This window comes from Neorhizobium turbinariae (genome assembly GCF_023223505.1).
In the GTDB taxonomy this organism is placed as follows: domain Bacteria; phylum Pseudomonadota; class Alphaproteobacteria; order Rhizobiales; family Rhizobiaceae; genus Neorhizobium; species Neorhizobium turbinariae.
Genome location: NZ_JALPRY010000009.1, coordinates 48629 through 67130 on the forward strand (window position 1 = coordinate 48629; position 18502 = coordinate 67130).

Annotated in this window: 15 protein-coding genes and 1 pseudogene; 11 read left to right on the forward strand and 5 right to left on the reverse strand. The window is 61.7% G+C overall.

Annotation, left to right across the window (positions count from 1 at the left end):
• Positions 1-173: 173 nt before the first annotated feature.
• The 3 genes and pseudogenes from catB to cydB all read left to right on the forward strand — a co-directional run bounded on the left by catB (position 174) and on the right by cydB (position 3437).
• Positions 174-812, forward strand: a complete 639-nt coding sequence (catB, locus tag M0654_RS08440) for a type B chloramphenicol O-acetyltransferase (protein WP_248682712.1) — start codon at positions 174-176, stop codon at positions 810-812.
• A gap of 193 nt (positions 813-1005) precedes the next feature.
• Positions 1006-2442: a cytochrome ubiquinol oxidase subunit I gene (locus M0654_RS08445; protein ID WP_248682713.1), complete on the forward strand. Its 1437-nt coding sequence runs from the start codon at positions 1006-1008 to the stop codon at positions 2440-2442.
• Positions 2432-3437: pseudogene (gene cydB / locus M0654_RS08450) on the forward strand (cytochrome d ubiquinol oxidase subunit II). Before M0654_RS08445 ends, cydB begins: the two are co-directional and overlap by 11 nt.
• A gap of 124 nt (positions 3438-3561) precedes the next feature.
• On the opposite strand, the gene M0654_RS08455 reads toward cydB, so the two are convergent.
• On the reverse strand, positions 3562-3900 hold the full coding sequence (locus M0654_RS08455) for a hypothetical protein (protein ID WP_248682714.1): 339 nt from the start codon (positions 3898-3900) through the stop codon (positions 3562-3564).
• 119 nt (positions 3901-4019) lie between these two features.
• The gene (locus tag M0654_RS08460) at positions 4020-6203 is read right to left on the reverse strand and encodes a methyl-accepting chemotaxis protein (RefSeq protein WP_248682715.1); all 2184 of its coding nucleotides are present in this window, start codon (positions 6201-6203) and stop codon (positions 4020-4022) included.
• A 293-nt stretch (positions 6204-6496) separates the two neighbouring features.
• Here M0654_RS08460 and M0654_RS08465 point away from each other — a divergent pair, with 293 nt between their 5' ends.
• Positions 6497-7480 carry a TAXI family TRAP transporter solute-binding subunit gene (locus tag M0654_RS08465; protein WP_248682716.1) on the forward strand — a complete coding sequence of 328 codons (984 nt, stop codon included), beginning with the start codon at positions 6497-6499 and terminating at the stop codon, positions 7478-7480.
• 86 nt (positions 7481-7566) lie between these two features.
• Entirely contained in the window at positions 7567-9621 is a 2055-nt protein-coding gene (locus tag M0654_RS08470; RefSeq protein ID WP_248682717.1) for a TRAP transporter permease, read from the forward strand.
• Between the two features lie 150 nt (positions 9622-9771).
• On the opposite strand, the gene M0654_RS08475 is transcribed toward M0654_RS08470, so the two are convergent.
• The 3 genes from M0654_RS08475 to M0654_RS08485 all read right to left on the reverse strand — a co-directional run bounded on the left by M0654_RS08475 (position 9772) and on the right by M0654_RS08485 (position 11629).
• Positions 9772-9990 carry a hypothetical protein gene (locus M0654_RS08475; RefSeq protein WP_150132733.1) on the reverse strand — a complete coding sequence of 73 codons (219 nt, stop codon included), beginning with the start codon at positions 9988-9990 and terminating at the stop codon, positions 9772-9774.
• Between the two features lie 201 nt (positions 9991-10191).
• The gene (locus tag M0654_RS08480; RefSeq protein ID WP_118851899.1) at positions 10192-10440 is read right to left on the reverse strand and encodes a hypothetical protein; all 249 of its coding nucleotides are present in this window, start codon (positions 10438-10440) and stop codon (positions 10192-10194) included.
• Between the two features lie 265 nt (positions 10441-10705).
• Entirely contained in the window at positions 10706-11629 is a 924-nt protein-coding gene (locus M0654_RS08485; protein ID WP_248682718.1) for a helix-turn-helix domain-containing protein, read from the reverse strand.
• A 145-nt stretch (positions 11630-11774) separates the two neighbouring features.
• On the opposite strand from M0654_RS08485, the gene M0654_RS08490 reads away from it, so the two are divergent.
• The 6 genes from M0654_RS08490 to M0654_RS22875 all read left to right on the forward strand — a co-directional run bounded on the left by M0654_RS08490 (position 11775) and on the right by M0654_RS22875 (position 18498).
• A complete protein-coding gene (locus tag M0654_RS08490; RefSeq protein WP_248682719.1) occupies positions 11775-13229 on the forward strand; it encodes an aldehyde dehydrogenase family protein in 1455 nt (484 codons plus the stop codon).
• A 29-nt stretch (positions 13230-13258) separates the two neighbouring features.
• On the forward strand, positions 13259-14461 hold the full coding sequence (locus M0654_RS08495) for an amino acid ABC transporter substrate-binding protein (RefSeq protein WP_248682720.1): 1203 nt from the start codon (positions 13259-13261) through the stop codon (positions 14459-14461).
• Between the two features lie 222 nt (positions 14462-14683).
• A complete protein-coding gene (locus tag M0654_RS08500; protein ID WP_248682721.1) occupies positions 14684-15550 on the forward strand; it encodes a branched-chain amino acid ABC transporter permease in 867 nt (288 codons plus the stop codon).
• A complete protein-coding gene (locus M0654_RS08505; protein WP_248682722.1) occupies positions 15547-16488 on the forward strand; it encodes a branched-chain amino acid ABC transporter permease in 942 nt (313 codons plus the stop codon). The genes M0654_RS08500 and M0654_RS08505 overlap by 4 nt, the downstream gene beginning before the upstream one ends.
• The gene (locus M0654_RS08510) at positions 16485-17213 is read left to right on the forward strand and encodes an ABC transporter ATP-binding protein (RefSeq protein WP_248682723.1); all 729 of its coding nucleotides are present in this window, start codon (positions 16485-16487) and stop codon (positions 17211-17213) included. Before M0654_RS08505 ends, M0654_RS08510 begins: the two co-directional genes overlap by 4 nt.
• Positions 17206-18498, forward strand: coding sequence for an ABC transporter ATP-binding protein (locus M0654_RS22875; protein WP_313791077.1), 1293 nt, complete (start codon positions 17206-17208; stop codon positions 18496-18498). Before M0654_RS08510 ends, M0654_RS22875 begins: the two co-directional genes overlap by 8 nt.
• The last annotated feature ends 4 nt before the right edge of the window (positions 18499-18502 follow it).

Genomic DNA, 18502 nt, shown 5'->3' on the forward strand with positions numbered 1-18502 from the left:
CGTCACGCATCATGCAGTCATGAAGTCCGCAGACTGTACCATCTGAAGCTGCTTCCGCGCAGCGGCGCGAGAAGCTTTCGCCTGACACCGATCCCATCGGCGCCAGACCCGTTCGTGCGCGTCATCGCTTGTGAACGACCGCCGCAATACGACATCATTCAGTGGTACAGATCATGAAGAACTTCTTTGAGAGCCCGTTCAGGGGCATCACGCTTCACCGTCAGGTCACCAATCCCAACATCATCGTTGGCCGTTACAGCTATTATTCCGGCTATTACCACGGCCACAGTTTCGACGACTGCGCCCGTTTTCTCATTCCCGACGAAGGTGCGGACAAGCTCGTTATCGGCAGCTTCTGCTCGATCGGCTCCGGTGCAGCTTTCATCATGGCCGGCAACCAGGGGCATCGCAACGACTGGATCAGCACCTTCCCCTTCTTCTGGATGCCGGAAGTGGAAGCCTTCGCCGGTGCGGAGAATGGATACCGGGCTGCCGGTGACACCGTCGTTGGCAACGACGTATGGATCGGTTCGGAAGCGATCGTCATGCCCGGCGTTCGGATCGGCGACGGGGCCGTGATCGGCACCCGCGCACTGGTGACGCGCAATGTCGAGCCATACACCATCGTCGGCGGCAACCCAGCCAAGCCTATCCGAACCCGTTTCGGAGAAACAGAGGTGGCAATGCTGCTGGAAATGAAATGGTGGGATTGGACGGACGACCAGTTGCACGGCGCGATGCCGATCCTGACCAGTGGCGACGTACCGGCCCTTCATCAATACTGGAGCGACACCATCAACGGGCGGAGCTAACAAGCGGTATGGCCGGTCTGCTCCTCTATCCATACCAGGCGCGGGCAGACCAGCAGATAGATGAAATACATATCGTCCGCCGCTCTTGCCTGTTGTTTCTCCTGAGAGCATCTTGATGCCCTTCGCGCGCGGCTACCTGTGTGCGCGCGAATGATCTCATCGCGTGGCAGCTCTGGCATGCCACGGATCTATCATGAGGACCGCGATGACCTTCCTCGGACTAAGCGCGGAAATGCTGGCTCGCATCCAGTTTGCATTCACCGTTTCGTTTCACTTCCTCTTCCCCGCCTTCTCGATCGGCACCGCCAGCTACCTCGCCGTCCTGAACGGGCTCTGGCTCTGGAAGCGCGACGAGGCATACCTGAAGCTCTTCGAGTACTGGAAGACGATCTTCGCGGTGACCTTCGCCATGGGCGTCGTCTCCGGGATCGTGATGAGCTACCAGTTCGGCACCAACTGGTCAGCCTTCTCGGACAAGGCAGGTCCAGTCATCGGTCCGCTCATGGGCTATGAGGTACTGACCGCGTTTTTCCTGGAAGCGGGGTTCCTCGGCATTGCACTGTTTGGTCGCAAGCGGGTCGGGGATGCCGCGCACATGGTGGCGGTGGCGATGGTGGCGATTGGCACATTGATTTCGGCTACATGGATCACCTCTGCCAATAGCTGGATGCATACGCCAGCAGGCTTCAGCACCGATGCGAATGGCGTGTTCATCCCGGAAGACTGGTGGCAGATCATCTTCAACCCCTCCTTCCCCTACCGCATGGTCCACACGGTGCTGGCTGCCTTTCTGACAACGGCTTTCGCCGTCGGCGCGGTCGGTGCATGGCACCTGCTCAGGGACCGGGCGAACCGGCAGGCGCGGATCATGTTCTCCATGGCGATGTGGATGGCTGCCATTGTCACCCCAATCCAGATCTTTGTCGGCGACCTTCACGGACTGAACATGCTGGAGCATCAGCCCGCGAAGATCGCTGCCATGGAAGGGCACTACGAAACACACACCAATGGTGCTCCACTGATCCTGTTTGGGATACCCGACGACGAAGCCGAGACCACGCGTTATGCGGTGGAGGTTCCCAAGCTCGGCTCGCTGATCCTGAAGCACCAACTGGATGGTGAGATAATGGGGCTGAAGGAGTGGCCGCGCGACCAGCGTCCACCGGCCCTGATGCCATTCATCACCTTCCGCGTGATGGTCGGCATCGGCTTCCTCATGCTGGGACTTGGGTTATGGTCGCTCTGGGCGCGCTGGAAAGGCACGCTCTACGACAGCCCATGGCTTCAACGCTCTGCAGTCGTCATGGGAGGCTCCGGCTTTGTGGCCGTGCTTGCAGGCTGGTACACGACGGAAGTAGGACGCCAGCCCTGGACGGTCTACGGGCACCTGCGGACGGCCGAAAGTCTTTCGCCCGTTTCCGCGCCAGCGGTCGGAACGTCGCTCCTCATCTTTATCGCAGTCTACTTCATCGTGTTCGGCATTGGCGTCTATTACCTCCTCAAGCTGATGCGCCGACCGCCGACGCCACTTGATACGCATCGGGAACTCGAAGCCGGACCGATCAGGACCGCCGGGATCACTCCTGGTGCGGCACAGGAGCATCCGCTTGGAGGCCATCATGGACGTTGATCTTTCCTTCATCTGGGCCGGCATCATTGCCTTCGCTGTCCTCGCCTATGTCGTGCTCGATGGCTTCGATCTCGGGATCGGCATTGTCTTTCCGTTCTTCCGCAAGCGCCGCGACCGCGACGTGATGACGAATTCCATCGCGCCAGTATGGGACGGCAACGAAACCTGGCTGGTGCTGGGCGGCGGCGGGTTGATGGCGGTCTTTCCGCTCGCCTACGCCATCATACTGCCTGCGCTCTACATGCCGATCATACTGATGCTGGTCAGCCTGATCTTCCGGGGTGTCGCCTTCGAATTCCGCTGGCGCACGCACCACGAGTCCCACCTGTGGGATTTTGGCTTCTGGATCGGATCCTCTGTCGCAGCCCTGATGCAGGGCATCGCGCTTGGCGCACTCGTTCAGGGCATTGCGGTGGAAGGACGGCAGTACGCGGGCGGCTGGTGGGATTGGCTCACGCCGTTCTCGATCCTGACCGGTGTCGCGGTCCTCGTGGGCTACGCTCTTCTCGGCGTCACCTGGCTCAATCTGAAGACCACCGGAGACATCCAGGCGCGCTCGGCAAAGCTTGCGCGGCCGCTAAGCCTGGCGATTCTGGCGTTGATCGGGATCGTGTCGCTCTGGACGCCGTTCATCAACGAGATGTACTTTGAGCGCTGGTTTGGCTGGCCCGCCGCCTTCTTCTCATCCTTCGTGCCGCTGCTGCTCGCCCTCTGCGCGTTGGCGCTCTGGCACGGGGCTCACACATGACAAGCACCTGCAGCCATTCCTCGCAGCACTCGGCCTCTTCGTTCTCAGCTTCGCGGGGCTGGGGATCAGCTTCTACCCCTACATGATCCCCGGCGTGCTCACGATCAAGGATGCCGCGGCTCCGGAAAGCTCCCTGGAATTCCTCCTCGTCGGCGCGGTCGTTCTGGTGCCGATAATCCTCGTCTACACCGCCTATGCTTACTGGGTATTCCGCGGGAAGATCGACCCAGAGGAGGGTTATCATTGACGAATGACAGCCTCAGGAAGACGTTTTGGTTCATCGGCCTCTGGTTGGCGGGCGTCGGTGCGGTAACCGCCGCCAGCCTCTTGATCCGCATGTTCTTGAGCTAAAGCCCGCCCGAGCAGGCTCTCTACCGAAGATCACGGACAGCACGCCCGGCCTCTCTTCCGAGGCGGGTGGCTTCCTTCTTGAGCCAGCGATCGGCGGACGGGCGGCCATCTCGCCTGACCCGCTGCTCGTATTCGATCCGCAGCCGCTGCTTGCGCTGGAGGAGCCTCCCGCGAAGGCTCTTTTCCTGACTGCTATATCTTCTGGCTCGCGGCTGTTCCTTGGAATTGTTCGGAGTGCTCTGCTGCCGCATCAATTGATGTTGATGCTGCTGCATGGCAAAGCCCCCGGCGTCGAACCCGGAAGCAGGGCTGGACAGCAAGGCGGAGGCCGCAACCGCAGCGACGATGCGAAGATACACGTTCTTCTCCTTCCTCGTCGGCTCTCGTATGCACGAGCGCGGTCCAGCCTACCATCTCAGTCAGACGCTTGACAGTCTCCCGATATTTGAACGTCTGGCTAGCAAGCCGCGGAGGCCTGTCACGCGGCCTGCCGCTCAATGGTCCATTCGGAGCTGCCGAGCTGGAACTGCGCGAGAAGTTGGTTGAGCGTCGTGCCTTCATGCGCAAGGGTAGCGCTTGCGGCATTCATTTCCTCGACCATTGCGGCATTCTGCTGTGTCGCCTGGTCCATGTGGTTGACCGCCGAGTTGATCTGCAGCAGGCCGGCCGACTGTTCCTGAGCGGCCGTTGCGATCGCCTCCATATGCCGCGTGACCAGCTGGACAAGTTCGGTGATCTCGCCGAGGCCCGTGCCCGTGTCGCTGACCAGACGCACACCCTCGCCGACCGCCGCTTCCGAATTACCCACGAGCTCCTTGATTTCCCTGGCCGCCTTTGCCGAACGCTGGGCCAGCTCGCGGACTTCCTGCGCCACCACGGCAAAGCCCTTGCCGGCGTCACCAGCGCGGGCGGCTTCCACTCCTGCGTTGAGCGCAAGAAGGTTAGTCTGGAATGCGATCTCGTCGATCACGCTGATGATCTGGCCGATCTGGCGGGCGGCGTGCTCGATCCGCTCCATGGCGAGGACTGCATTTTCGACGACGGCGCCAGCCTGCCCGGCCTTCGCCTCGGCATCGCGCACGACCTGGCGGGCTTCGGCGGCACGCTTGGAGGTCGCCGAAACATTGGCAGTAATCTCTTCCAGCGCGGCTGCGGTTTCCTCCAGTGATGCTGCCTGCTGCTCGGTACGGCGGGAAAGATCGTCAGATGCCGACGAGACTTCGCGAGAGCCACCAGCAACGGTCGAGATGGAGATGCCTACACTTTGCAGTGTTTCGCGCAACTGCCGCACTGAAGCGTTGAAATCTTGGCGCAGGCCCTCGAAATGGCTGTCGAGCGGCTGCTGCAGTTCGCACATCATGTCACCGGCAGCCAGCCGCTTCATGCTTGCCGCGAAGATCTCGGTCGCGCGGACAAGGCGTGCCTCCGCTTCGGCATCTGCCTTTTGTTGCATCGCGATGCGTTCGCGCTCGGCCGCAGCGCGGCGCTCCGCCTCAGCTTCTTCCAGCTCTTTGTTGCGCACGGCCGCCTCCTGGAAGATCTGCACCGCCTGTTCCATCTCGCCGATTTCGTCCTTGCGGCCAGTCGTTACCGGGCCGAAGTCGAGATCGCCCGAGGCAAGCCGCCGCATGGCGCCGACCATGCGCCCGATCGGACGCACGACGGTCATCGCCATCAGCCCCGAGAGAGCGAGCGTCATCAGGCCACCCGCGAGGCAGATCACCACAAGGGTCAGGAAATCTCGGTAGGCCGCAGCCGCGGCCTCAAGCGCTTGCTCGCTAATGTCCTTGAGGTTCTGGGACTCGATCTCCTTCAGCGTGTCGATGCGCTTGGTGGTGGCGGTAAACCATGTCTTGCTTTCAAGGCCCTCAAGCGGCGCACCGAGGCCTTTGCCAACGATTTTGGCGCGGAAATCCTCAACCACCGGCGAGACGTCGGCGAGCATGCGCTCGTACTGCGCCCGCTGGCTTTCGTCCTGGGTGGAGAAGGCTGATGCGATCAGTGCCTCCTGCTCACCGGCGAACGATGCGAAAGCACCAAATCGCGCCGGATCAGCCTGACCGGCGATGATGAACGCGTTGCCGAAGGCGCGCTCCTGGCCTGCGGCCTCCTTGGCCTGCATCAGGTCGACGTAACCGGACATCCGCAACGCAATCTCGGCATTGGATGTCAGGTTGGACAGCCGGTCCGCCAGGACGATGATCTCCGAGATGGCGGAGGTATAGGTCGTAAAGACGTCCTGGCCGTTCGCGCTAAGCTGGTCGACGGACGCACGCAGAGCGGTGATCCTGGCGAGCTTGTCTTCCAGGCTGCGCCGCGCCGATGAAAGATCCGTATCGACCGCCGCCATGATCGTGTTCATCGCATCGGCAAAGCCGGCCATCGCACTATCCGACGCTGTTCGCGCCTGGCGAAGCTCCGGTCCGTTCGTTGTTCCCCTTGAAGTCAGGAATCCGGTGGTCAACCCGCGCTCGATCTGCAGGCTGTGAACCACGCCACCGATCTTCACCATCTCCTGGCTGACCGTAACGATGCTGCTCATGCCGCGGTAGGTCTCAAGGCGCTCGGAACTCTGGGCATAAGCAATATAGCCAGCTGCCAGCATCGGCACGGCGACGGCTGCCCAAAGGCGCTTGCTAACGGAAATATCGACGAGACGCATGAAAGAAACTCCTGGGTTCAGGCATCATGCCTTCTGTCGAAGCGGGAACATTCGCATCGCCTCATAAGGGCCCTGCGGCTCTAAATTTTTATAAACGAATATTCCAAAATACGATCTGCAAGATCTAACATCACTATGCGGTTTGTCATGCCGATTGTGCCGCAGATTGAGCTCCAGACGTGTCGGATCCGCTAGCATCACAGCCGAGGATTTGGACCCGGCGAACGCTCTCCCTTGGTTGACAAGAGCTCCCTTGGTTCTCCATGTTGAGTGGACTCAAGGGAGGGAACAACATGAGTATCACCAGACGGATCTTTGCAGTTGCGGCAGTCGTCGGCGCAGTCGCGATCGGCGCCGGCATTGCAGGCGCACAGGCGCCCAGCTTCTTCAGGATCGGCACGGGCGGAACAGCGGGCACCTATTACCCGATCGGCGGGCTCATCGCGAATGCGATCTCCGGTGCGGGCGACAAGGGTGTTCCCGGCCTGGTTTCGACCGCAGTTGCGTCGAACGGATCGGTCGCCAACATCAACGCGATCCAGAGCGGGTCCATGGAGTCGGGCTTCACCCAGTCCGACGTTGCGTATTGGGCGCACAGCGGAACGGGCCTTTACGAAGGCAAGGGCAAAGTCGAGGATCTTCGCCTGATCGCAACGCTCTATCCGGAAACCATCCACCTCGTCGCCCGCAAGGACGCCGGGATCAACTCGGTTGCCGATTTGAAGGGCAAGCGCGTTTCGATCGACGAACCGGGCTCCGGGACCATCGTCGACGCTCGCATCGTTCTTGGCGCTTATGGCCTCACGGAAAGCGACATCAAGGCGGAACACCTGAAGCCGGGTCCGGCTGGTGACCGTCTGCGCGATGGCGGACTTGACGCCTATTTCTTCGTTGGAGGCTACCCGACCGGTGCCATCTCCGAACTGGCGACCTCGAGCGGTATCTCGCTGGTGCCCATCAACGGCCCGGAAGTCGAGAAGTTGCTGGAGGAATATACCTTCTTCTCCAAGGACACGGTCCCGGCCGACACCTACAAGGACGTAGGCGAAACCAATACGATCTCGGTGGCCGCCCAGTGGGTCACCAGCGCCAAGCAGTCGGACGAGGTGATCTACAATATCACCAAGACGCTCTGGAACGATGCGACCCGTGCCGCGCTGGATGCCGGCCATGCGAAGGGCAAGTTGATCACCCTGCAGAATGCTACGACCAGCCTCGGCATTCCGCTGCATCCGGGGGCTGAGAAGTTCTACCGGGAAGCCGGCGTCCTCAAATAACGCTGCTGACACACCGATCAGGGATGGGGCGAGCAGATCAAGCTCGCCCCATTGCTCTTAGTATAAGCCGTCTCAGGGGCACCGCAATGACCGAAGATTTGACCAGGACGACGTCCCCTTTGGAGCTGGACGAAGCCAAAGCGCGCGCCCTTGAAGAGAAGTTCGATTCAGAAATTCGTTTCAGGCCGCTCGTACCGTTTGCTGCAAGGCTTGTCGGCGCGTTGCTGATCGTGCTGTCGCTCTTCCACTACTATACCGCCGGCTTTGGCCTGTTGTCGGAAGTGCTGCATCGCGGGATCCACCTTTCGTTCGTGCTCGGATTGATCTTCCTTGTCTTTCCGTTCACGCGGCGGGGCTATGGCGCGGCTTCGGCATCGAGCCTGCTTCGCCCACTGGGCATCTCCTTGTTCGATTGGGCGCTGGCGATCGGTGCGGTCGTAGCCGTCATGCACGTGCCCTTCATACCGCTGGACGAGCTTGCCTTCCGCGTTGGCAATCCGACCACGACGGATGTCGTGCTGGGAGGCGTGCTCGTGCTCGTGCTTCTGGAAGCGACCCGCCGCTCGGTCGGCTGGCCCTTGCCGATCATCGCCCTCCTGTTCATGATCTACTCGCTTTATGGACCGGCGATGCCTGGCATCCTCGTTCATCCGGGCGCGACCTTCTCGCAGTTGATCAATCACCTCTATCTGACGAGCCAGGGCATCTACGGCATCGCTCTGGGCGTTGTCGCCACCTACGTGTTCCACTTTGTCCTGTTCGGCGTGTTCGCTACCCGCATCGGGCTAGGCCAGCTGTTTCTTGATTGTGCCGCCTGGATCGCCGGCCGATACGCGGGCGGGCCGGCAAAGATATCGATTTTCGGATCAGCGTTGTTCGGGATGATCTCGGGCTCCTCTGTCGCCAATACCGTCACCGTCGGCTCGCTTACCATCCCTGCGATGATCCGGTTGGGCTACAAGCGCACCTTCGCAGCGGCGGTGGAATCGGCATCCTCCACTGGCGGACAGATCACGCCTCCGATCATGGGCGCCGCCGCCTTCCTGATGATCGAGTTCCTCAACCTTCCGTACACGACGATCATCCTAGCGGCGATCGTGCCGGCCTTCATGCACTTCTTCGGTGTCCTGGTTCAGGTGCATTTCGAGGCGAAACGTGACGGCCTTCGCGGCATGACCGACGAGGAGATGCCCGACCTGAAGGAAGCCTTCCGGCGCGACTGGCCAACCGTAATCCCGCTCGTCGTGCTGATCGCCATTCTGCTGTCCGGTTATACGCCCTATTTCGCAGCATTTTGGGGAATTACGCTGTGTATCGCCGTCGGGCTCCTCAATCCGCGCCGGCGGATGTCGATTACCGAGGTTCTTGAGGGCCTTCGGGATGGCGCGAAATACGCGCTTGCGGTCGGCGCGGCCGCGGCCACCGTCGGCATCATCGTTGGCGTGGTGACTCTCACGGGTGTCGGCTTCAAGATCTCCTATATCGTTACCACGACCGCCGCCGAAATGGCGACTTGGGTCGGCACGGTTGTTCCGGCCGCCTGGTTTGGACCGCAGACCCTGACTCTGCTGTTCACACTGATCATGACGGGCGTGGTCTGCATCCTGATGGGTTGCGGCATTCCCACGACTGCCAACTACATCATCATGGCGACGATTGCGGCACCGACGCTCGGCATGCTGGGCGTTGAGCCTATCGTGGCGCACTTCTTCGTCTTCTATTACGGCGTCCTTGCTGATATCACCCCACCGGTAGCGCTTGCCGCCTATGCTGCAGCAGGCATGGCCGGCGCTGACCCGTTCAAGACCGGTAATACTGCATTCCGGCTCGGCCTCGGAAAGGTGCTTGTACCGTTTGTCTTCGTCTTCTCCCCGTCGCTGCTGCTCGTTACGGCTGATTTCTCCTGGAGCAATTTTACCCTAGCCTTCCTCGGCTGCGTTGCAGGAATAACGTGCCTGGGTGCGGCGCTTTCCGGGTTCCTCCTGGTCAGGACGCTGAAGTGGGAACGCTTGTTGCTGACGTTGGCAGCAATCCTTCTCGTCGTGCCCGAACTCATCTCGTCGCTGGTCGGAGCCACATTCATACTTCCGGTGCTTTTGCGCCAGTACAGGTCCTTCAAGGGGACGCCGGTTGCCGCTTGAGGCCCGTGTTGCCGCCCGGGGTCAACTTCATAGACCAGGCGAAATGGGTCAGAGGTTCACGCCTCTGACCCACTCAATGGAAAACTACAGCGACAGTCTCGATACCTCATGAGTTGGACCCAGCTACCGCTGCATCGAGCGACGGTCCAGCTAGATCCGGTGGACGTCGGAGAGCATGTTCTCAAGCGTCGTCTGATCGCGGATGCCGGAGTTGTAGAGTTTCATCAGCACCGCGGCCAGGCCTTCTGCGCGAGACGTGCCCTTCTTGATGCCGGAGGCCTCGCAGGCGTCATCGAACACCCGCTGCAGCATCGCCAATTGCTCTGGCGCCAACGCACCCACTGGGTGATTGAGATGGGCATCAAACATTACCAGCTCCCCTCAAGTCAGGGAGCCAGTCTACGCTAGCGCCGCATCTCGTCAACGGAGACATGATCACGGCACACTTCGCGACGCTGAAGCGGTTCTAGCCTGCTTGCTAGACAGCTTCGACGCATCGCCTGCACAAGGGTCTTCGCAGAATGCACTGAGGATACGGCATCCCATTGCCAACGGACCCGCCGACTACGTTCAACCGTCGGATGATTCCCACCGACCAACGAGCTTTAGCGAATGGTCCGGCTGAACGATGTAGCGTTCGTTGTAGCGGTTCCCATCTGCGTAGAAGCTATGGGAAAGGGAGCTTCCAACCGGTGACTTCATCAGCCTTGCCTTGGACGGATTGGTATAGGTGATGCTTCCCGGGATCGGTTCAATTGCGAAGGCGGAAGTGCCGCCCAGGGCTGCAGCCAAAAGAGCAATTGCAAATGTCTTCTTCATGATAATGTTCCTTACTGCTTCCAGGCCACGGAATGTTATTGGCCTGTCGCTTAAGGATCGGGATGCCGTCGCTCACATGCAATTGCAGCGATGATGTCCGCAGTTTTCACGATCTGCGAACAATGGCGGTGCCGGACAAGTCCGCCAACACTCCCAATGGTTTTAGAGGGTTATGCCTGGACTCCCGTTTCTGGGAGGAACTGAAGCCTCGCCTTGCAAGGCGTCTCACACCTTGTTGACCGGCCCCCTCCGGGGCGCATCGTTCTCACGGCCATGCGTAAGGCGCCCCGGCCGGCGCCGACCCTGCCTTGGCCAGCCGCCGCTGTTCCTCGCGATAGCGACCGGGCGAGCGTCCCTGCAGAGCCTTGAAGACGCGGTTGAACTGCGAGGCGCCGGCAAAGCCCAGCACGTCGGCGATCTGGCCGAGTGCCAGTGGCGAGTTTTCAAGATAGATGCGCGCCTCGAGCATCAGCCTCTCCCGGATCAGCCTGGCTGGCGGGCGCCCATGGGCGCGGATGCAGATGTCGTTCAAACGATCCCGGGAAATACCGAGTTCGGCGGCATAGCGCGCCACGGTCCAGCGATCCCGGAAGTGACCTTCCACCAGGACCCTGAACCGATCCGCCAGCGCAGTGATGCTTCCGGCTTCGGAGCCGGCGCCGTTGCTTGTCGGCTGACCGCGATGGAGATGCACCAGCAGGACATGCAACAGCGACTCCACCACCGCCGAGGACATGGGACCCGGCGTGAGTGTTTCTCTCAATATGCCATTGAAACACGCCGCCACCGCATCGCCGGCGGCATTATCGCCTCCGAGACGAATGAAGGCGGGCCGTTCCACCATGAAACGCAACTGCGTTGCTTCCGCATGCCGTTGCAGCACCCGATTCAGCGTGGCGATACCCAACAGCAGATGCGTGCCCTGCGCGCCGGCAGCGAGCTCAAGCCGCATGCCTTCCCGCCATGGAAACCACCCCATGACCGGGCCGCTCATAGGCAGCACGGCATCGTTTGACGAAAGCAGCACCGCCTCGCCTTTTTCCAGGATCATCGCGCGCACATTTCCGGCTTCACCGAGGCCAGCCCGCCCCAGCACGCGGGTCTGCAGCGCAGCGCGAAACCGCTCCGCCCGAACCGGCACCTCCGGTCGCGTCGTGGCAGTCGCAATAGCCTGGCGTGGTTCCAGCACTCCAATCCCCTCAGATCGAAAATACATTCCCACAAATCGTCATTTACTCTGTCACCATGTCAACGAGAATATCGCTCGTGGCCAGTGATGAACTTCACGATATCGCGGGCCTTGGGGGAATACGAGCAACCGTTTGGGAGGACGAATGTTCGTGGCAAGGGGTATTGTCGGGGGCGCCGCAGTCTCCGCACTGGAGGAGCGTGTTTATGAACGCCGCGACTTGGTCACAGGCGCTGTTCTAACGCTCGCCGCTGCCTTCGGCGTATCCGAGGCCGAAACCGCCGCCGACGCGGCCGCTGGAGCCTTTCCCCGTTGGTCGGCCCTTAAACCATGCGAACGCGCCGCTTTGCTGCTTCGTGGCGCAGACTTGCTTCAGGAACGCGTCGAAACTCTCTGCGCTATCAACGCTCGGGAGGTCGGCGCCGCTCCCGACTGGATCCGCTTCAATGTGGAGATCGCCCAGGCTACGCTCAGGCAGGCGGCAAGCCTTGCCGATGCCATAGGCGAGGAGAACGCGCATGGCGCGCCACCCGGCGTCCGCTATCGCCTGATCCGCCGCCCCGCTGGCGTCGTGCTTGGCCTCGCACCGTGGAATGCGGCCGTGGCTCTTGCGGTGCGGGCAGTCGCCGCTCCTCTGGCGCTGGGAAATACCGTGGTGCTCAAGGGATCCGAACTCTGCCCCAAGATGCACGAAACGGTGGTGCAGACACTCATCGATGCTGGCCTGCCGGATGGCGTCCTGAATTTTGTCAGCAATGCCCCGGAGGACGCTCATGACGTGGTGGATGCGCTGATTGCCCATCCGGCGGTGCGGCGGGTCAATTTTACCGGCTCAACGCGTGTCGGCCGCCAGATCGCGGCATCGGCGGCACGCCATCTGAAGCGCTGCCTGCTGGAGCTGTCCGGCAAGGCGTCCTCAGTGGTGCTGGCGGACGCAGATCTCGATGCAACAGCGAAGTCCGTAGCGCACGGCGCTTTCTTCAACCAGGGACAGGTCTGCATGTCGACAGACCGTATCGTGGTCGAGGAAGCAGTCGCTGATACCTTTGCCGCGAAACTGAGAGCCGAAGCGGAGCGGCTGCGTGGGGACATCCTCTCGAGGCATGCACCCTTCGGTCATATCATCGGCCCTGACGCCGTCGCCCGGCTGCGCGGCCTGGTCGACGACGCCTTGGCCAAGGGTGCGGTTCTCGTGACCGGGGGAGAGAACGCTGGCACGCTGATGCAGCCGACGATCATCGACCACGTCGCCTATGGGATGCGGATCTACGAGGAGGAAATCTTCGGCCCGGTCGTAGGTATCGTCCGTGTCGCGGATGCCGACGAGGCGGTCACCGTGGCCAACGACACGGAATATGGGCTGGCGGCAGCCGTATTCGGGCGCGATCTCGTTCGCGCCCGCGCCGTTGCCAGACGCATCGAGGCAGGTGCCGTGCACATCAACGGCACCACGGTCTGCGACGACCCGGCCATGCCCTATGGCGGCATGAAGGCCAGTGGATACGGCCGCTTCGGTGGCCGCGCCGTGGTCGAGGAATTCACGGAAATACAATGGATGACGGAACGGGAGGAGCCGTTCGTCGACTGCCAGCACGTCTAAAATGTTCAATAATGGGAGGGAGTAAGGACATGAAACGCAGGACATTCTCGCGACTAGCGGCACTGGCGCTCGCGGCGAGCGTTGCCGGGGCTCCGGCTCTGGCGCAGGAGGTGCTCAAGATCGGCGCCGTCGCGCCGAAAACCGGTCCTCTGGCCGGCGGCGCTGCCGTAAGCTACTGGCCGAACGTCAAGCTTTGGATCAACGACGTCAACGCCCGCGGCGGGCTGAAGGTCGGCGCGACCACCTACAAGCTCGAAGCAATCGAGTACGACGACCAGACCAATCCCGGCGAGACGATCAAGGCCGTCCAGCGCCTTGTCGACCAGGACAAGGTGAAGGTCGTTCTGCCCCCCTATTCCACCGGCTTGAATCTCGCGGCGGCACCAATCTACGCACGCTATGGTCTGCCTATGATCACCTCGACCGCCACCACCGACAAGGCGGATGAGCTTTCCAAGCAGTTCCCCAACGTCTTCATCACGCTCGGCGGCGCCAAGCCGACGGTGGCAAGTGTGGTGGAAACCATGGTGAAGCTGAAGGAACGTGGCGACATCGGCAACAAGCTCGCCATGGTCAACGTCGCCGACGCGTTCGGCATTGAGCTTATGGGCGAAGCCAAGCCAGCCTTCAAGGAAGCTGGCTTCGAACTTGTCTACGAGACCTCATATCCGCTTGGCACGCAGGACCTTTCCCCGGTCATGAAGGCTGCCAAAGCGGCGGCACCGGATGCGTTCATCGCCTGGTCCTATCCGCCGGACACATTTGCGCTCACCGAACAGGCGATCGTCGAAGATCTTAAGGTCGGCGCGTTCTTCACCGCAGTGGCCACGGCGTTTCCGGCCTATGCCGGCCGCTTTGGTGCCGGCGCCGAGGGTGTGCTTGGCATCGGCGGCGTTCATGCCGATGGCGATGCGTTCAAGGAATACGCCGCGCGTCATGAGCAGGTGACGGGAGCCAAGCCAGACTACTGGGCAAGCGCCATGGTCTATTCCTCATTCCAGATCCTTGAGAAGTCGATCGAAGCCGTCGGATCTTTCGACAATGCCGCGATCATCAAGCACGTCAAGGACAACAGCTTCGATACCGTTATAGGGCCGATCAAGTTCGATGAGAACAACAACAACGCTGCGTTCTGGACCGTCGGCCAGTGGCAGGATGGCGTGTTCAAGGGTGTTGCCTCCACCGGGCGCGATGGCGCGGTGGAAGTGAAGAAGAAGGGCGCCTGGCAGTAAGCCAGGCCATGAAAATCCCTCTGGGTTCCACGTAGGATGCGTGAAACGTAGCCTCCTCATCCGCCTGCCGGCACTTTCTTCCCAGTGGGGAGAAATGACCATGCTGCAACTTCCAACCACCCTCTCCCTCCGGGAGAGAGGGCGAAGCGGAAGCCGGATGAGGGGGCTGCACCACCGCCTGCCACACCAAAACCCGAGGACCTGAGACTGCCGGGGAAAAGTATGGATGTCTTGATAACAGGGCTGCTGCTGGGTGGAACCTACGCGTTGATCACGATGGGGCTCAACCTGCAATATGGCATGGCCCGCATCATGAACCTCGCCAATGGCGAAATGCTCGTCACCGGTGGGTTCGTCGCCTTCTGGTTCTGGACCGGCAGCCAGATCAGCCCATTGCTGACGGTGTTTCTCGTGGCACCGGCGGCGTTCGCGCTCAACTGGCTGATCTACGTGATCTTCCTGGGTCCCCTCGTGAAACGAGCCAGATCCCGCGGCCAGTTGGAAGTCGACGCGATCCTGACCACGTTCGGCCTCTCGTTTGTCGCGGTCGGACTGATGCTTGCCTTTTTCGGTGGCGACTATTTCAGTTATTCTTATCTCTCGACGCCCATCCAAATTTTCGGTGATACCTACGGCGCCAACCGCGTTGCAGCCTTCGTCTCGGCGGTCTTGATCTGCGGCGCACTGTGGCTGTGGCTCGCCCGAAGCCGCGCCGGAATGACGATCCGCGCCATTTCTGTCGCGCCGGACAGCGCGCGCCTCGTCGGTATCGACGTGCGGCGCACGGCAGCCCTCGCCTTTGCACTCGGTGGGGCGGTCACCGCGACCGGCGGCGCACTGATCTCCACCTTTCTCACACTGGATGCCTCAACCGGCGTGATCTTCACCTTGAAGGCGCTTGTGATCGTCATCATGGGCGGCGTCGGCGATGTCCGCGGCACAATCGTCGCGGCACTATTGCTCGGCCTGCTCGAAACCTTCGTCGCCCGGATGATCGATCCCGGCCTGACATTGGCCGCCGCCTACCTGTTGTTCGTCGTCATCCTGCTGTTTCGACCGCAGGGCCTATTCGGGAGGCCGACGACATGACGGCCCTGTCATCCCGCGACTGGGGCAGTCTTGCCCTCTGCGCCATCGCCCTCATCATCGCCGCCTGCCTGCCGTTGAGCTCGGGCGCTTACAATCTGACAATCGGCGTGACGATCGCCATGTACACGGTGCTTGCCACCAGCTGGGCGCTGTTTTCCGGTCCGACGCATTACATCTCGCTGGCGACAGCCGCCTTCTTCGGTGTAGGCGCCTACGTCACCGGCATCGGAATCCAGCACCTGCCCTACTGGACCCTGTTGCCGATCGCCGGTGTCATCGGCGCGGTCATGGCAGCGCTCGTCGGTCTCGCGACGCTCCGGCTTTCCGGCGTCTACTTCGTCATTTTCACACTGGGACTCGCGGAATTTGTTCGGCAAGCCATCACCTGGATCCAGAACATTTCCGGCACCAAGGGCATTTATGTTCTGACGCAGATCACCGAGGCGCACATTTACTGGCAGTTGCTCGGCCTTGCGGCGCTCGTATGGCTGCTGGGTTGGTCGATCGGCCGCTCGCGCCTGGGCTTTGCGTTGCGCATCATCGGCGAAGATGAACAGGTGGCGCGCCATTCTGGCATCAACACCGCACGGGCAAAGATCCTGCTGTTCATGGTGCCGGGCGCGGTGGCGGCAATCACCGGCGCCATCCTTGCGCCGCGTTACGTCTATCTGGAGCCGGCTCTTGCATTCACGCCGATGTTGTCCTTCCAGGTGGTGATCATGGCGCTGCTCGGTGGCACCGGTCGGCTCTGGGGGCCGCTGGTGGGCGTCATCCCCTTCACCTTCCTGTGGGAAGGAATTTCAGCCTCCTTCCCCAACCAGACGACGCTGCTGCTCGGAGTCTGCTTCCTCGTCATTGTCTACCTGCTGCCAAAGGGTTTTGTCGGCCTGATCGACGCCGCCAGGCGACGGATGCGGAACTCGGAGGGCTTCGCATGACGGCGTTGCTTTCGCTGCGTGGTGTGACGAAGCGTTTCGGCGGCCTCGTCGCCGTCAACCGCATGGATTTCGACGTCACCGAACATCAGGTCCTTGGCCTGATCGGCCCGAACGGCTCCGGTAAATCAACAACGCTGAACCTGATTTCCGGCGCCTTTCCGCTATCGGCCGGTTCGATCAGCCTGCGTGGACAGCCGATCACCCATCTTCAGGCGCAGGATATCGCCCGTCGGGGCATTGCCCGCACCTTCCAGCTGGTGAGGTTGTTGCCATCCATGACGGTCATGGAAAACGTCAAGGCCGGCGCTGTCTTCGGTCACCGCCGCCACTGGGGTCACGAGGCCGACGCCGTGGCAGAGGCCATGCTGGAAAAGGTCGGCATGGGTGGTCGTGGCCACATGACGGTGGGCCAGCTTACCTACATCGATACCAAGCGCGTTGAGCTTGCCCGCGTGCTGGCGGGAGAACCGCGCGTCGTGCTGCTCGACGAATGGCTGGCGGGCCTTAACCCGACCGAACTGGAAGAAGGCATTACCCTGATCCGCAGCCTGCGCGACGAAGGCCGCACCGTCATTCTGGTTGAGCACGTGATGGATGCGATCCGCTCGCTGTGTGACCGCTGCGTGGTGATGGCAGCCGGCACCAAGATTGCAGAGGGTACGCCGACCGAGGTGCTGTCAGATCCAGCCGTTATCCGCGCTTATCTGGGGGACGACGATGCTTGAGGTACAAGGTCTTTCGGTGTCCTACGGCCAACATCGCGCGCTTGAAAACGCGTCACTGAAGATCGGCCGCGGCGAAATCGTCGTCATCCTGGGGGCCAACGGCGCTGGTAAATCCACCCTGCTCAAGGCCATATCCGGCATCTGTGAGGGGCGCGCCAGCGGCACCATCACAATTCAGGGTAAGGACATTCTTGGACTGGCGCCCAATCGCATTGTCGATGAAGGTATCGCGCTGGTGCCGGAAGGACGCGGTGTCTTCGGCGATCTCACGGTGGCGGAAAACCTACGGCTGGGTGCACATGCACCCCGCGCCCGCGACGAGGAAAGCGGCAACCTGGAACGTGTTCTCAGGCTGTTTCCGAAGCTCCACGAGCGGCGCCGGCAGGTGGTGCGGACCATGTCAGGCGGCGAACAGCAGATGGTCGCGATCGGCCGGGCGATGATGTCCAATCCGGTGCTGCTAACCCTCGATGAACCTTCGCTCGGCCTTTCTCCCCTGCTCTGCAAGGAGTTGTTCCAGGCGCTGAAGACAGTGCGGGATACCGGCATCGGCATATTGTTGGTGGAGCAGAACGCCAGGCAGAGCCTCGCTATTGCCGATCGCGCCTACCTCTTGGAAAACAGCCGTATCATCCATGAGGGCAAGGCCGAAGATCTACGCAGGGACCCGGCGGTGCAGGCGGCCTATCTCGGTGGCGGCGGTCGCGCCGGCGCATCGAGCCGCCGTCCGGCAGCGCAACCCGCGGCGACACCCGCGATATCCGCTCCGGTACCGGCGTTGAGCTATACGCCGTCGCGCACAACGGGCCCTTCGCCTGACGATATCGCTGCTGCAGCGCTGGCCGGCTTGTCGGCTTCCGCTCCCGTTCGCCAGGAGGCAGCTCCTCCCTCGGCCTCCGCTTCGCTGAGCCCGCCAATCCCCGCAAGCCGGGAGACGGGATACCCCGAAGTCGCAAGAAACTTCAGGCAGGTGGATGAGGCGCCGATCAGGCCAGCCCCGTCCTCGCCGCCCGCGCCTGCCATGCGCGGCAAAGCCGACGCCTTGTTGAACGGCCTTTCGATCGGCGAGCTCGTGAGCGAGGCGAGCCAATCCAGCCGCGAGCGCTACGGCAACGCCCTGCCCGCCGCTCCACCTCGTTCACCAATTCTCACGGCACCTACCATGCCGAACATGCCTTCCACTGGTCCCGGCAACAGCCAGGATCGCCTGCAATCCATCCTGAAAGAGATCGAGGAGGCTGCGGTCCGCGCCCGGACAGCACCTCGCGATCCGCGCCGAAGCTGAGGAG

Bases quoted from the DNA above. Each gene is read 5' to 3' on its own strand.
- catB (WP_248682712.1), top strand. From the start codon at position 174: ATGAAGAACTTCTTTGAGAGCCCGTTCAGGGGCATCACGCTTCACCGT.
- M0654_RS08495 (WP_248682720.1), top strand. From the start codon at position 13,259: ATGAAACGCAGGACATTCTCGCGACTAGCGGCACTGGCGCTCGCGGCG.
- M0654_RS08505 (WP_248682722.1), top strand. From the start codon at position 15,547: ATGACGGCCCTGTCATCCCGCGACTGGGGCAGTCTTGCCCTCTGCGCC.
- M0654_RS08480 (WP_118851899.1), bottom strand. From the start codon at position 10,440: ATGAAGAAGACATTTGCAATTGCTCTTTTGGCTGCAGCCCTGGGCGGC.
- M0654_RS08500 (WP_248682721.1), top strand. From the start codon at position 14,684: ATGGATGTCTTGATAACAGGGCTGCTGCTGGGTGGAACCTACGCGTTG.
- M0654_RS22875 (WP_313791077.1), top strand. From the start codon at position 17,206: ATGCTTGAGGTACAAGGTCTTTCGGTGTCCTACGGCCAACATCGCGCG.
- M0654_RS08475 (WP_150132733.1), bottom strand. From the start codon at position 9,990: ATGTTTGATGCCCATCTCAATCACCCAGTGGGTGCGTTGGCGCCAGAG.
- M0654_RS08445 (WP_248682713.1), top strand. From the start codon at position 1,006: ATGAGGACCGCGATGACCTTCCTCGGACTAAGCGCGGAAATGCTGGCT.
- M0654_RS08470 (WP_248682717.1), top strand. From the start codon at position 7,567: ATGACCGAAGATTTGACCAGGACGACGTCCCCTTTGGAGCTGGACGAA.
- M0654_RS08465 (WP_248682716.1), top strand. From the start codon at position 6,497: ATGAGTATCACCAGACGGATCTTTGCAGTTGCGGCAGTCGTCGGCGCA.
- M0654_RS08510 (WP_248682723.1), top strand. From the start codon at position 16,485: ATGACGGCGTTGCTTTCGCTGCGTGGTGTGACGAAGCGTTTCGGCGGC.
- M0654_RS08490 (WP_248682719.1), top strand. From the start codon at position 11,775: ATGTTCGTGGCAAGGGGTATTGTCGGGGGCGCCGCAGTCTCCGCACTG.
- M0654_RS08460 (WP_248682715.1), bottom strand. From the start codon at position 6,203: ATGCGTCTCGTCGATATTTCCGTTAGCAAGCGCCTTTGGGCAGCCGTC.